This is a genomic window from Cupriavidus sp. 05L310 (assembly GCF_056398185.1).
The window spans coordinates 36,691-49,527 of record NZ_JBFTOX010000014.1; the positions used below are offsets into that span (position 1 = coordinate 36,691).

A 12,837-nucleotide genomic window follows, 5' to 3' on the forward strand; every position below is an offset into this window, starting at 1 on the left:
CCTGGCTGAACGCCACAAAGCCCGTCGTCCTGGCCCGTTCCGGTACCCACTTGCATTTGCCAGGCATTCGCCTATGATCTTGTAAACCGATTTACTAAATCGTTTTACTAAAGTGTTGATTAAGACGGCGAGGACGCGGAATGTATCGAAGCCATGCAAGACGGCTGTCATGCGCACGATCTGCCTGACGCACGGGCCCAGCGCGCGTGCGCTGTACTTCAGCGGCCGCGCGCTCGCCAGGCTCGGTGCGGTGGCCACTCTCAGGCTTAATGACAGCGAGGCCGGGCTCGCGCCGGACGAACTGGCAAGCGCCGCGGCCGGCTGCGACATCATTGTCGCCTCGCGCGAGTTGGCGGTGCCCGCCGCGGTGTTCCAGGCACTGCCGGACCTGGTGGCGGTGTGCCGGGTTGCCGTGGACATACGGGAGATCGACGTCCAGGCGGCGAGCCGTCACGGCGTCCTGGTAACGCGAGCCTCGCCCGGCTTCGCCGCCTCGGTGTCCGAATGGGTGGTGGGAGTGATGATCGACCTGGGCCGCGGCATCAGCCGGGCCAGCGCCAGCTATCACAACTGGGGCCACGCGACGCCCGCGATGGGCTGCGAGCTGCGGGGCGCCAGCCTCGGCATCGTGGGCTACGGCACCATCGGCCGCTATCTCGCCTCGCTCGGCCGCGCACTCGGCATGAAGTTGCTGGTCAGCGATCCCTATGCGGACGTCGATGACCTCGCGCTGGAGCGCCTGGACTTGCCCACCCTGCTGTCGCGCGCCGACTTCGTGGTCTGCCTTGCGGCGGTCATGCCGGGCACCCTCAATCTGTTCGATCGCGGCGCCTTCAGCGCCATGAAGCGCGGCGCCTGCTTCATCAACGCCTCACGTGGTGATCTGGTGGATGAGCCGGCACTGCTGCACGCGCTGAACCGGGGGCATCTCGGCGGGTGCGCGCTGGATGTCGGGCGGGGGCACGATCAGACACCCTCCCTCGCCCTGGCCCGCCACCCGCTCGTCATCGCTACGCCGCATATCGGCGGGCTGACGCCGCAGTCCGCCGAACACCAGGCCATGGATGCCGTGCGCCAGGTGGAAGACCTGCTGCGCGGACGCATACCCGATGGCGCCGTCAACGCCGAACATGCCAGCAGGTTGCCGCGCCTGCGCGGTGTGCCCGCTGGCGGACATGCGCAGGATGCCGGCAAATAGCCCGGCGCCTGCAAGGAAGTCATGGCCCGTGGCAATGACCGCGGACCAGGAAGCGGGAGTCATGGCATCGGGACGGCCCGGTGCGCGGGGATTCTCGCCAGAAAAGCGCGGAGGAACGACATGGTGACTGACAAAGCGGAACGGCGGCTCGCGGGGCCCGCCTGGACCTGCACGGAGGGAGAATATGCGATTGACGTGGATATCTTGCCGGTGGAGGACGGCCGCTGGGGCGCACTCGTCCGCTTATGCAAGCCGGGCAACGGCATGGAGCTCTCCTCACAATTCATGCTCAACCGGACTTTCGACAATCGGATCATGGCGCTGGCCTACACGCTGGCGCTGACGCGCGAGTGCGTGCAACAATTTGCTCCCGCCACAGCCGCGTCGATCGCCCGCATGCTGACAACCGGGAGCACCGGCAAGGCTTGTTGACGCTGCATTGCAAGAATGGCAGCATTCCCGGCTTCGGGGGGGCTGCCCACTTTGTCACATTCACCCGCGCTCACCGCGGGTCCTGGAGTTTCCTAGTCATGCGTGTTGCATTTATCGGCCTGGGTGTCATGGGCTATCACATGGCGGCCCATCTCGCCGCCAAGGGCCATCAGGTCACCGTGTACAACCGCACGGCAAGCAAGGCCGAGCAGTGGGTCGCGGCCTTCGGCGGCAAATCGGCGGCCACCCCGGCGCTGGCCGCCCGGGACGCCGAAGTGGTCTGCTCCTGCGTGGGCAATGACGATGACTTGCGCGCGGTGCTCACCGGCGCCAATGGTGCTTTCGGCACGGCGCCGGCAGGCTGTGTGTTCGTGGATCACACCACCGCCAGCGCCAATGTCGCGCGCGAGTTGTACGCCGCCGCCGGCGAGCGCGGGCTGCACTTTGTCGATGCGCCGGTGTCGGGCGGCGAAGTCGGCGCGCAAAAGGGCATCCTGACCATCATGTGCGGCGCCGACGAGGCCGTGTTCACCCAGATCGAGCCGGTGCTGGGCGCCTATGCGCGCGCGGTCACCCGGATCGGCGGCGCGGGCGCCGGCCAGCTGGCCAAGATGGTCAACCAGATCTGCATTGCCGGCCTGCTGCAGGGCCTGTCGGAAGCCATCGCCTTCGGCGAGCGCGCCGGGCTGGACATGAAGGTCGTGCTCGACGTGATCAGCAAGGGCGCCGCGGGCTCGTGGCAACTGGAAAACCGCGGCCCCACCATGATCGAAGGCAAGTTCGACTTCGGCTTCGCGGTGGACTGGATGCGCAAGGATCTCGGCCTCTGCCTGGACGAAGCACGCCGCAACGGCGCCAGCCTGCCCGTCACGGCTGTGGTCGACCAGTTCTACGCGGACCTGCAGCAAGACGGCTGCGGCCGCGCCGACACCTCCGCGCTGATCAAGCGCTTGCGCTAACAGTTGGCGGGCAGCCCTTGCCCGCTGACTTCCCCTTCCGCCTGGACCGCCTCCCTCCCTGACGCCGCGCTCGCGGCGTCGTCCAATTCCTACATCCTTATCAGAGGCAGCCCCGCTGGTGCCGCCAACCTGCCCGGCTATCTTGTAGGCATGGCTGGTGTACCTGTCACGCAACCGGAACCACGCATCAAGGAGACCAACATGCTGAGACTGGCAAGCGCGCTCATCGCGGGCGCGGTACTTCTGATCGGGCTGAACGGCTGTACCGCTACCGGCGCCGTGGCCGGCGGTGTTGCAGGCCATGAACTGTCGCACGGCAATACGGCGGCAACCATCGGCGGCGCGGTGGCTGGCGGCGTCATCGGCCACGAACTGGGCAAGTAACGCTGGCCCCGGTCCGCACCGCATTGCATAGCCCGCACAGAACAACCATAAGCACCCCATAGGCATCCCATAAGCACCTCACGCTTATCCATTCGTCAAGGAGCCCGTCATGGCCATCGGTACGATCTTGCTTATCCTCCTCGTTCTGCTGCTCGTCGGCGCATTGCCAACCTGGCCGTACAGCACCGGGTGGGGCTACTACCCAAGCGGCGGCCTCGGACTGGTCCTGCTGATCATTGTGGTCCTGGTCGTGATGGGTCGGCTATAGAGACAGAGACCTGTGGAAATCCGTATTCGCTCAGGGAAACAAGGGCGCCCCGCTGGCATCGGCGGGGCGCCCTTTATTATTTTCATCGCTGAAAGAATGCGGGTTCCCCGCGCGGGATTGTCCCGCCGCCTCGTCAATAGGACTTCGGCAAACCCAGCACGCGCTCGGCGATATGGCACATGATCAGTTGCGCGCTGACCGGTGCGATGCGCGGGATATACGATTCGCGCAGGTAGCGCTCCACCTGGTACTCGCGCGCATAGCCCATGCCGCCCAGCGTCAGGACCGCGGTCTGGCAAGCCTGGTGGGCGGCTTCCGCCGCCAGGTACTTGGCGGTATTGGCTTCTGCGCCGCAGGGCTTGCCCTGGTCATACAGCCACGCTGCTTTCCAGACCATCATGTCGGCCGCTTCCAGCGCCATCCAGGCCTGCGCCAGCGGATGCTGGATGCCCTGGTTCTGGCCGATCGGGCGGCCGAACACGGTGCGCTCCCTGGCATAGCGCGTCGCCGCTTCCAGCGCGACGCGGCCGAGGCCGACGGCTTCGGCCGCAATCAGGATGCGCTCAGGGTTCAGGCCATGCAGGATGTATTCGAAACCGCGCCCCTCTTCTCCGATGCGGTCTTCCACCGGCACCGTCAGGCCGTCGATAAAGAGCATGTTCGAGTCCACGGCGGCACGTCCCATCTTGTGGATCTCGCGCACCTCGATGTGCTTGCGGTCCAGCGCGGTGTAGAACAGGCTCAGGCCCTGGGTCGGCTTGGCCACCTGCTCCAGCGGCGTGGTGCGCGCCAGCAGCAGCATGCGGTCGGCCACCTGGGCGGTGGAGATCCAGATCTTGCGGCCGTCCACGCGATAGCTGCCACCATCGGCCGACAGCACGGCCTGGGTCTTGAGATGGGTGGTGTCGAGCCCGGCATCGGGTTCGGTCACGGCGAAGCAGGCTTTCTCCTGCCCGGCGATCAGCGGCGGCAGCGCCGCCTCCTTCTGGCGCTCGTTGCCGAACACCACCACCGGGTTGAGGCCGAACACATTCATATGGATGGCCGACGCGCCGGAAAAACCGGCGCCGGACGCCGACACCGTCTGCATGATCAGCGCCGCCTCGGTAATCCCGAGCCCGGCGCCGCCATAGGCCTCCGGCATCGCGATGCCGAGCCAGCCCGCCTTCGCCATGGCCTGGTGGAATGCATGGGGGAACTTGCCTTCGTCGTCGAGCCCCGACCAGTAGTCGGCGCCAAAGTCGCTGCAAATCTGCGTCACCGCCTCGACGATGGCGCGCTGTTCGGGGGTTCTTTCAAAGTTCATGCTTGCCTCATTCCGGCTGGATGCCGGCGTCCTTGACCAGCTTGGTCCACTTGACCAGTTCGCCGGCGACGAAGCCGGCAAACTGCTTGGGCGTTTGCCCGAATGCTTCAAACCCCAGCGCCTCGAAACGCGGCGCCACTTCCTTGCTGGCGGCGATGCGGGACAGCTCGCGGTTGAGCCGCTCGACCACGTCCGCCGGCGTCTTCGCTGGCGCGAACACGCCGTTCCAGGAGGTAATGTCAAACCCCTTCAGCTCAGACGTGTCTCCCAGCGGCGGCAGGTCCGGCAGCAGGCGGCTGCGCTGCGCCGTGGTCACCGCCAGCGCGCGCAGCTTGCCTGCCTTGACGTTGGCAATGCCGGCCGCCACGTCGACGAACATCATCGGCACCTGCCCGGCAATCACATCCGTCATGGCCGGCGGCGTGCTCTTGTACGGCACGTGCAGCAGGTCCAGCCCGGCCATGCGGCCCAGGGTGGCGCCCGACACGATGCCGGTGCTGTTGCCGCTGGCGTACGACATGCCGGGATGAGCGCGCGCGTAGGCGATCAGTTCCGGCACCGTCTTGACGGGCAACTTGGGATTGACCACCAGGATGAAGGGCAGGTTGCCCATGCGCGCCACCGGCGTGAAATCGCGGATCGGGTCATACGGCAGCTTCTTCATCAGCGAAGGGTTGGCCGAATGCGTGGTGTTGGTGGTCATGAACAGCGTGTAGCCGTCAGGCGCGGCCTGCGCGACGATTTCAGCGGCGATGGCGCCGTTGGCCCCGGGACGGTTGTCCACCACCACGTTGGCCTTGAGCGCATCGCCCAGTTCCTTGGCCGTGATGCGGGCTACCGCGTCGGTGCCGCTGCCGGCGGCGAAGGGCACCACCATGCGGATCGGCTTGCTGGGATAGGCATCGGCCGCCGCCGCGTACGGCGCCGCGGCGAGTGTCAGCAATGGCAGCGCCGCGCGCAGCAGCGTGGTAAATCTTGGCATCGTGTTGTCTCCTGCTTCTTTCTGGTTAGCGATCCCTCTGCGATGGATCCGCTTTGTGGTGGTGGCTTGGAACCGACGGCCGGACTAACACCCGGACCGGCAGCCCCGCCGCTTCATGGCGCGGTCTTTTCTTTATAGTTCGTGTCCTTCACCAGCTTGGCCCAGCGCGCGGCGTCGTCGGCAATGATGGTGGCGAACTGCTCGGGCGTACTGCCGACGGCTTCATAGTCGATGGCGGCGAGGCGCGCCTTGATCTCCGGCATGGCCACGATCCGGACGATTTCCTGGTTCAGCCGCGTAACGATTTCCTTTGGCGTGCCCGCCGGCGCCAGCAAGCCAGCCCAGGAATTGAAGTTCATGCCCTGGATGCCGGCTTCCTGCATGGTCGGGACATCCGGCAGCGCCGGCGAGCGCCTGGACGACAGCACCGCCAGCGGGCGCAGCCGGCCCGCGCGGATCATTGCCATCCCGTTAAAGGGGTCGATGGTCATGTCGACCTCGCCCGCCACCACCGCCTGCATCTGCGGGCCGGTACCCCGATAGGAGACGCTGACGACATCCGGCGTGCCGGCGGTTGTCTTGAAGGTTTCCCCGATCAGCTCGATCATGCTGCTGCCGGCCGACAAGCTCAGCGGACGGCTCTTGGAGCGCGCCAGCCCGACTAACTCCTGCACGGTCTTGGCCGGTACCGACGGGTGGACCACCATGACGAAGCCGATGCTGCTGATCAGGCTGATTGGCGCGAAGCTTTTGAGCGGCTCGTAGCCGGCCTTGTAGAGGACAGGGCTCAGCGTCTGCGCGCCGGCGGTGTTCAGCAGCAAGGTGTAGCCATCCGGCGCGGCACGCGCGACCTGGTCGGTGCCGATGATGCCGTTGGCGCCCGGCCGGTTCTCCACCACCACCGGCTGCTTCAGGGCCTCAGACAGCTTCTGCGAGACCAGCCGGGCCACCACATCGGAGGCTCCGCCCGGCGCGTAAGGCACCACCATGCGGATCGGCTTGCTGGGATAGGCGCTGCTCCAGGCCAGGGCCGGCGCAGCACTCCAGATCGCGGCGCACAGCATCAGGCGGCGTCGGGAAGACAGTTTCATCGGGATCCTCCAGGCTTCAACTACGAACGTCCGTTCGGCTGCGGGCAACCGCCCGGGACGGGGCAATGCTCAGGCGGGACGGATCACGCGATCCGGGGATTCCTCATAAGGCGGGGCGTAGATCACCAGCAGCTTGACGGGCTCGTCGCTGATGACGGTGAACACGTGCATGGATCCGGCGGGGAAGAAGCAGCAGTCGCCGGGCCCAAGCTCGCGCGACTGGCCGTTCACCTCGGCGAGCGCCCTGCCCTCCAGCACGTAGCAAACCTGCTCGATACCGGGATGGGCGTGCGGCAAGGCGCCCTTGCCGCGCTCGATGGTGCCGTGGATCACCTCAAGCTGGGTGGCACCGACATTCTCGCGGCCAATGATGCGGCGGTTCAGCGTACCCACATGGTTGGCCGGGTGGTAGCCGGGCACGTCTTCGGCACGGACGAAGCAGGTCGGCGAGGACGAGGGGGATGTCATTGCAGTCTCCTTGCCAGTTTCGCCCCACCCAGGGAGGGCGACAGGCAAACCGATCATTTTTTCATGTTTGTGAATTTTATTTTATACCCATGAAAACAAACACGTCCAGCAAAGGTACGCCCAGCAAGCGCCTGATGGAAGTGGATGGCAGTTCTACCGCCAAAATTACCGTCCACAGATAGAAATATCCGGTTTAGCATTCTGTAGATGTAACAAAATTTGGCGGATATGGGTTCCGCCAGGGAGGGCGCGGAGCGCTGTTGGCATGAAGCCACGCAGGAACGGCACCGAATTGGGGGGACGCGCGAAGTGTGACGGGCGCCCGTCCTGGCCACGATGCCTGATTTGGCCGATTCCCGCCGCGGCGGGGGCGGCAAGGTGAATCGCGTAGGGCTGCTACAATCGCACCAAGTTTTTTTACTGGCTGGACACGATGGGCTTCGAACAACTGGCGGCACTGAAGGAACAACTGGCAAGGCAAGCGAAGGCCGCGCCACAGGCTAAGACGCGGCGCGCGCGTCCGGTGGCTCCGGTCAGCCCGGCGAAGCCCGTGGATCCGGTGCTGCAGGCCATCGCGAAGCTGCAAAAGCGCTTCCCGCAAACTTTTCCGAAGAATCCTGCGCCGAAGGTAGCGCTCAAGATCGGCATCTTCGAAGATCTCGTCCAGCACGCGCAGGAACTTGGCCTGACGGAGTCGGTGCTGCGCGACGCGATCCGGACCTGGTGCCGCGGCACCCGCTACTGGACCTGCCTGGTGGAAGGTGCCCCGCGTGTCGATCTGGCGGGTCAGGAAGCGGGACACGTCGCACAGGCCGATGCGAACCGGGCGCTGCAACTCCATGCCCACCGCGCGGCGCGTGCGTCATCTCGAACCGCGACTGCGCCCAAGCCTAGCTGATCAGCGACATAGACACCCTCCGGACTCGAATCGGCCCGGTGGTGTTCCTCGATCCGCGGATTTCGGCGAGCGCCTAGATTTGAAAATCCGCGGCGATGTCTTCATCCGTGCGCGCCTCCAGCCGGCCAGAGCGGCAGGCACCGACAAACACGTCGTAGTCGCGCTCGACCTGATCCGCATACGCGTTCGAATACCCCAACAGCGCATCGGCCATCGCATCGCTATTGCCAAGGTAGCCGCTGATCTCCAGCGCCATCCCGCTGGCCTTGGCATGGGCCCGCGCCAGCACCCAGCCGCACAGCGCCGCGAACCTGCCCAGCAATTCATGATCCATCAGCTCGATCGCGGGCGACAGCTTCATGTCGCGCAGTTGCCGCATGTAGAAATGCCGGCCGGACGGCCCGTTGTTCCAGCCAAGGAACACGTCGCTGGCCGCCTGCATCAGCCGCTGGCCCTCCACCACACGCCGGCCTTCATGCATCACCGGCGGCGACTTGAAATAGCACGCCACTACTGACTGTGTGGCCTGCTTGCTTTGCAGGAACAGCGGCTTGCCGTGCTTGTCGATCATCAGGATGATCAGGCAGCGCGTGCCGACGCTGCCCACCCCCACCACCTTGAAGGCGGCATCGTGGCGCGTGAAATGGCTGAGCAACTGGCGCCGGTCGGGCGACAGGGTGCCCAGGTACGCCTCGAAAGACTTGTCGAGCGCCTTTCCGGCGTCGTCGATCTTCATCCAGTCGTCGTCGGGGGAGAACAGCGTGTTCTGGCCGTGTAGATGGAAGATGGCCGGCGGTGCGTCGCGGATAACCCAGCGCTCGCCAACCCGCTCCGACAGCTTCGGCAACAGCGCCTCGCTGGCGCGCTTGGTCGCGCGCGCTATCCCGCGCTCCAGGCGCTGGCGGATCTGCGGTGAAGGCGTCTCGGCCATCAGGCGCTCGAAGGTAATGCAGTCGTACCAGGTGTCGAGGATGCCCATCCCGGCATAGGTGGCCATCCGCTCCTGATAGCTACGCACGACCCGATAGACCAGGTCGTCGATCACGCCCCGCTTGTGGCGCAGATGCCGGCCCGCCACCACGAAGCTGGCGGTAAGCCGCTTCAGGTCCCATTCCCAGGGCCCGAGGCTGGTCTCGTCGAAATCGTTGAGGTCGAACAGCAGCGAGCGTTCAGGGCTGGCAAACCCGCCGAAGTTGGCCAGGTGGCAGTCGCCGCAGATCTGGATGGGGAGATCGGAATTCGGCGTACCGGCGAGGTCATGCGCCTGGATGATGGCGCTGCCACGGTAGAAGGTGAAAGGCGATTCGATCATGCGGCCATAGCGCAGCGGCACCAGCCGTTCGACACGGCCGGCGCTGTTGATCTCCAGCAACTCGACGGGATCTCGTTCGACGTTGCCGACCGCGACATGCGCGCTGCGGGGAACGTGTTTGCGCGTGCCCTTGCCGCGTTCGCGGCGGGATTCGATGTCTACAGGGGTGTCCACAAGCGCTCCTTGAATTTCGGCTCTGTCTCTGTGCTTTTCTGTGTTATTGCCGGTAGGGATTGCAACGCTCGCCTATCTCCGTAGCATAGGCCACCCCCGCCCCATAAGGGATCTGGTTGCGGGTGCCGCGCTGCGTCACGACGGGACTGTCGCCGCCATCGCCCGTGAGTGGAAAGAACGGGCACGCCAGAAAGCGAAGCGGTAGATCCAAGAAGAGATCGAGAATCAACCAGGGCAGACCAATTTATGCCGCATCGCGCGGAGACGCTTTTTCGGCAGATTCGGCTAAATACTCCGTCCGGATGCTTGACCTTGACATAATCGGAAGCTCTAAAGTGGCCACCGTTATGAAGGAGCTTCCCAATTTTTCAAGGAGCAGTGATGAGTTCCAGCCCGACAGGCAGTGTTGCGATCAGCATCCCGGTCGAAGGCATGACTTGCGCTTCGTGCGTGGGCCGCGTCGAAAAGGCCCTGAGGGCCGTGCCAGGCGTGAACAAGGCCAGCGTCAACCTCGCGACCGAGCGCGCCGACATCACTTTTGACGGGGTACCGAATGTCGAGGCCGCTGTGCAGGCGGTGCAGAAGTCCGGCTATAACGTGGCTTCGAGCACCATTGAGTTATCGGTAACGGGCATGACCTGCGCCTCGTGCGTGGGCCGCGTCGAAAAGGCCCTGAAAGCCGTACCGGGCGTCAACAATGCAACCGTCAACCTCGCGACTGAGCGCGCGCGGATCAGCGCCGCTGGCGGCACCTCGCCCGAAGCCCTGATCCAGGCCGTTGCCAGGGCAGGCTACGAGGCGCAGGTCATCTCGGGCGACACCAGCAACACCGATGCCGTGGCCGAGCGCCAGGCTGTCGAACTGAAGTCGCTAAGGCGCGCCCTGACGATTGCCACGCTTTTCGCCCTCCCCGTTTTCATCATGGAGATGGGCGCGCACCTGGTTCCGGCGTTTCACCACGTGATTGCAAAAAGCATCGGCACGCAGAACAGCTGGTATATCCAGTTCGTGCTCTCGAGCATCGTGCTGTTCGGGCCGGGGCTGCGTTTCTTCAAGAAGGGCATCCCGGCGCTGCTGCGGGGTGCGCCGGATATGAATTCGCTGGTGGCGGTAGGTACCTCCGCCGCCTATGCCTACTCGGCCGTGGCTACGTTTGCGTCGGGCCTGCTTCCCGCCGGCACGGTCAATGTCTACTACGAAGCCGCCGCTGTCATCGTGGCGCTGATCCTGCTTGGCCGCTATATGGAAGCCCGCGCCAAGGGCAACACCTCGGAAGCGATCAAGCGGCTGCTCGGTTTGCAGGCCAAGACCGCGCGTGTGGTGCGTGATGCCGCGACGCTTGAGGTTCCTATCGAAGAAGTGGTCGCGGGCGAGCTGATCGAAGTTCGTCCCGGCGAGCGCATTCCTGTGGACGGCGAAGTCGTGGCCGGCAATAGCTTCATCGACGAATCCATGATCAGTGGCGAACCGGTACCCGTGGAAAAGAAGCCCGGCTCGGAAGTGGTGGGGGGCACTGTCAACCAGAACGGCGCGCTGACATTCCGCGCCACCAAAGTCGGCAACGACACCGTGCTGGCGCAGATCATCCGCATGGTCGAGCAGGCGCAAGGCTCCAAGCTGCCGATCCAGGCGATGGTTGATCGCATCACCATGTGGTTCGTGCCGGCAGTCATGGCCGCCGCCGCGCTGACGTTCGTTATCTGGCTGAGTTTCGGACCGGACCCCGCCCTGACATTCGCGCTTGTCAACGCGGTTGCCGTGCTGATTATTGCCTGCCCGTGCGCGATGGGCCTGGCGACGCCGACGTCGATCATGGTGGGCACCGGGCGCGCGGCGCAAATGGGCGTGTTGTTCCGCAAGGGCGAGGCACTGCAATCCCTGAAGGACGCCAGGGTGGTGGCCGTTGACAAGACCGGAACGCTGACCAAAGGGCGTCCCGAACTGACGGATCTGATCGTTGCCCCGGGACTCGAACGGTCAGTGGTGCTGGGCAAGGTAGCCACTGTCGAAGCGAAGTCCGAACACCCGATTGCACAGGCCATCGTCGACGCCGCCAAGGCGCAAAAGATCGCCCTGGGCACCATCGGGCAGTTCGATTCGATTACGGGCTTTGGGGTCAGCGCCCGGGTGGATGGCGATCTGGTCGAGATTGGCGCCGATCGCTTCATGCGGAAGCTGGGCTTGGATGTCGAAGCGTTCAGCGCGGATGCGGCGCGTCTGGGCGACGAAGGCAAGACACCGTTGTACGCAGCTATCAATGGCCGGCTTGCAGCCATGATTGCCGTCGCCGACCCGATCAAGGAAACAACGGCGGCCGCCATCCAGGCCTTGCACGGCCTTGGCCTGAAGGTTGCCATGATCACCGGCGACAACCGTCGCACCGGCGAGGCAATCGCCCGCCAGTTGGGCATTGATGAGGTGGTTGCCGAAGTGCTGCCCGACGGCAAGGTCGAGGCGGTACAGCGGCTTAAGAAGCAGTACGGTCCTATCGCGTATGTGGGCGATGGCATCAATGACGCGCCGGCGCTGGCCGAGGCCGATGTGGGACTTGCTATCGGTACAGGCACGGACATTGCCATCGAGGCGGCGGACGTGGTGCTGATGTCCGGCGACCTGGGTGGCGTGCCCAACGCGATTGCATTGTCGAAGGCCACGATCCGCAACATCAAGCAGAACCTGTTCTGGGCGTTTGCCTACAACGCTGCCCTGATTCCGGTCGCGGCTGGCCTGCTGTACCCGGTCAACGGCAACTTGCTTTCGCCGGTGTTTGCTGCAGGCGCCATGGCCTTGTCCAGCGTGTTTGTCCTTACCAACGCGCTGCGGCTGCGCGGCTTCGTTGCCCCCTTCGCGGTCAAGGCTTGAGGCGAGACTGGTCCGGCCGGGAGGTCATAGCCGTGTAGGCGGGCTTTTTGGTTAAGCATCGCCATGGTATGAATCTCGAAGGACAGCCCAACTGGCGTGAGCGGCTACCAAGCGGCCGGCTCCCGGCGTCGCCCGGTTTGCCGCGGCGAACCCTGGCATTCCCCCGGACAACGCCAGCCTGGCAAGCAGCAATTCACCGTAGGAATTCAATGTCAGATCAGGGAGTACCGGCCCGGCAATCATCCAGTAGTCGAGGGCTCCCGTGTGACGTCTCCCATCGCGTCTGCCCATACAAGCCGGCGATGCGAAAATGAGAGGATCGGCGAGCTTCGCCGGCCGCCCCGCCGCTTCCCCTTTCCGCATTCCCCTTGCCCCATAACGGTTCCTGACCACCTGATCCGCCAAGCCCGGTCAGGGGCCGGTGGCGCTCGCCACGGCAGGCGGCAAAAATTTCTCCGGCGGCCCGGCAGATTCTCCGATCTCGCGCGTCAGGGATACAGAGA

At 64.9% G+C, this 12,837-nt stretch carries 12 protein-coding genes; 7 read left to right on the forward strand and 5 right to left on the reverse strand.

Annotation, left to right across the window (positions count from 1 at the left end; all coding sequences use genetic code 11):
• Nucleotides 1-169: 169 nt before the first annotated feature.
• The 5 genes from AC1DS6_RS12440 to AC1DS6_RS12460 all read left to right on the forward strand — a co-directional run bounded on the left by AC1DS6_RS12440 (nucleotide 170) and on the right by AC1DS6_RS12460 (nucleotide 3,241).
• Complete coding sequence (locus tag AC1DS6_RS12440) at nucleotides 170-1,198, forward strand: NAD(P)-dependent oxidoreductase (RefSeq protein ID WP_477102545.1); 1,029 nt, start codon at nucleotides 170-172, stop codon at nucleotides 1,196-1,198.
• Between the two features lie 120 nt (nucleotides 1,199-1,318).
• Complete coding sequence (locus AC1DS6_RS12445; RefSeq protein ID WP_045241085.1) at nucleotides 1,319-1,630, forward strand: hypothetical protein; 312 nt, start codon at nucleotides 1,319-1,321, stop codon at nucleotides 1,628-1,630.
• A 98-nt stretch (nucleotides 1,631-1,728) separates the two neighbouring features.
• Nucleotides 1,729-2,589 (forward strand): NAD(P)-dependent oxidoreductase, encoded by an 861-nt coding sequence (locus AC1DS6_RS12450; RefSeq protein WP_035862799.1) that lies wholly within the window; start codon nucleotides 1,729-1,731, stop codon nucleotides 2,587-2,589.
• Nucleotides 2,590-2,790: 201 nt separating this feature from the next.
• On the forward strand, nucleotides 2,791-2,973 hold the full coding sequence (locus tag AC1DS6_RS12455) for a glycine zipper 2TM domain-containing protein (RefSeq protein ID WP_441628532.1): 183 nt from the start codon (nucleotides 2,791-2,793) through the stop codon (nucleotides 2,971-2,973).
• 109 nt (nucleotides 2,974-3,082) lie between these two features.
• The gene (locus AC1DS6_RS12460; protein WP_441628533.1) at nucleotides 3,083-3,241 is read left to right on the forward strand and encodes a DUF3309 family protein; all 159 of its coding nucleotides are present in this window, start codon (nucleotides 3,083-3,085) and stop codon (nucleotides 3,239-3,241) included.
• A gap of 133 nt (nucleotides 3,242-3,374) precedes the next feature.
• Here the strand turns inward: AC1DS6_RS12460 and AC1DS6_RS12465 are convergent, their stop codons facing one another.
• The 4 genes from AC1DS6_RS12465 to AC1DS6_RS12480 all read right to left on the reverse strand — a co-directional run bounded on the left by AC1DS6_RS12465 (nucleotide 3,375) and on the right by AC1DS6_RS12480 (nucleotide 7,088).
• The gene (locus tag AC1DS6_RS12465; protein ID WP_441628535.1) at nucleotides 3,375-4,547 is read right to left on the reverse strand and encodes an acyl-CoA dehydrogenase family protein; all 1,173 of its coding nucleotides are present in this window, start codon (nucleotides 4,545-4,547) and stop codon (nucleotides 3,375-3,377) included.
• 7 nt (nucleotides 4,548-4,554) lie between these two features.
• On the reverse strand, nucleotides 4,555-5,529 hold the full coding sequence (locus tag AC1DS6_RS12470) for a Bug family tripartite tricarboxylate transporter substrate binding protein (RefSeq protein ID WP_441628537.1): 975 nt from the start codon (nucleotides 5,527-5,529) through the stop codon (nucleotides 4,555-4,557).
• Between the two features lie 113 nt (nucleotides 5,530-5,642).
• Nucleotides 5,643-6,620 (reverse strand): Bug family tripartite tricarboxylate transporter substrate binding protein, encoded by a 978-nt coding sequence (locus AC1DS6_RS12475; protein WP_477102546.1) that lies wholly within the window; start codon nucleotides 6,618-6,620, stop codon nucleotides 5,643-5,645.
• A 69-nt stretch (nucleotides 6,621-6,689) separates the two neighbouring features.
• On the reverse strand, nucleotides 6,690-7,088 hold the full coding sequence (locus tag AC1DS6_RS12480; RefSeq protein ID WP_441628538.1) for a cupin domain-containing protein: 399 nt from the start codon (nucleotides 7,086-7,088) through the stop codon (nucleotides 6,690-6,692).
• A 433-nt stretch (nucleotides 7,089-7,521) separates the two neighbouring features.
• Here AC1DS6_RS12480 and AC1DS6_RS12485 point away from each other — a divergent pair, with 433 nt between their 5' ends.
• Entirely contained in the window at nucleotides 7,522-7,986 is a 465-nt protein-coding gene (locus tag AC1DS6_RS12485; protein WP_477102547.1) for a ProQ/FinO family protein, read from the forward strand.
• Between the two features lie 73 nt (nucleotides 7,987-8,059).
• Here the strand turns inward: AC1DS6_RS12485 and AC1DS6_RS12490 are convergent, their stop codons facing one another.
• Nucleotides 8,060-9,472 (reverse strand): DUF2252 domain-containing protein, encoded by a 1,413-nt coding sequence (locus AC1DS6_RS12490; RefSeq protein WP_477102548.1) that lies wholly within the window; start codon nucleotides 9,470-9,472, stop codon nucleotides 8,060-8,062.
• 381 nt (nucleotides 9,473-9,853) lie between these two features.
• On the opposite strand from AC1DS6_RS12490, the gene AC1DS6_RS12495 reads away from it, so the two are divergent.
• Nucleotides 9,854-12,334, forward strand: coding sequence for a heavy metal translocating P-type ATPase (locus tag AC1DS6_RS12495; protein WP_441628543.1), 2,481 nt, complete (start codon nucleotides 9,854-9,856; stop codon nucleotides 12,332-12,334).
• Nucleotides 12,335-12,837: the final 503 nt, after the last annotated feature.

Coding starts and splice junctions, on each gene's coding strand:
- AC1DS6_RS12475 (WP_477102546.1), bottom strand. CDS start 6,620: ATGAAACTGTCTTCCCGACGCCGCCTGATGCTGTGCGCCGCGATCTGG.
- AC1DS6_RS12455 (WP_441628532.1), top strand. CDS start 2,791: ATGCTGAGACTGGCAAGCGCGCTCATCGCGGGCGCGGTACTTCTGATC.
- AC1DS6_RS12450 (WP_035862799.1), top strand. CDS start 1,729: ATGCGTGTTGCATTTATCGGCCTGGGTGTCATGGGCTATCACATGGCG.
- AC1DS6_RS12480 (WP_441628538.1), bottom strand. CDS start 7,088: ATGACATCCCCCTCGTCCTCGCCGACCTGCTTCGTCCGTGCCGAAGAC.
- AC1DS6_RS12465 (WP_441628535.1), bottom strand. CDS start 4,547: ATGAACTTTGAAAGAACCCCCGAACAGCGCGCCATCGTCGAGGCGGTG.
- AC1DS6_RS12440 (WP_477102545.1), top strand. CDS start 170: ATGCGCACGATCTGCCTGACGCACGGGCCCAGCGCGCGTGCGCTGTAC.
- AC1DS6_RS12485 (WP_477102547.1), top strand. CDS start 7,522: ATGGGCTTCGAACAACTGGCGGCACTGAAGGAACAACTGGCAAGGCAA.
- AC1DS6_RS12445 (WP_045241085.1), top strand. CDS start 1,319: ATGGTGACTGACAAAGCGGAACGGCGGCTCGCGGGGCCCGCCTGGACC.
- AC1DS6_RS12470 (WP_441628537.1), bottom strand. CDS start 5,529: ATGCCAAGATTTACCACGCTGCTGCGCGCGGCGCTGCCATTGCTGACA.
- AC1DS6_RS12495 (WP_441628543.1), top strand. CDS start 9,854: ATGAGTTCCAGCCCGACAGGCAGTGTTGCGATCAGCATCCCGGTCGAA.
- AC1DS6_RS12460 (WP_441628533.1), top strand. CDS start 3,083: ATGGCCATCGGTACGATCTTGCTTATCCTCCTCGTTCTGCTGCTCGTC.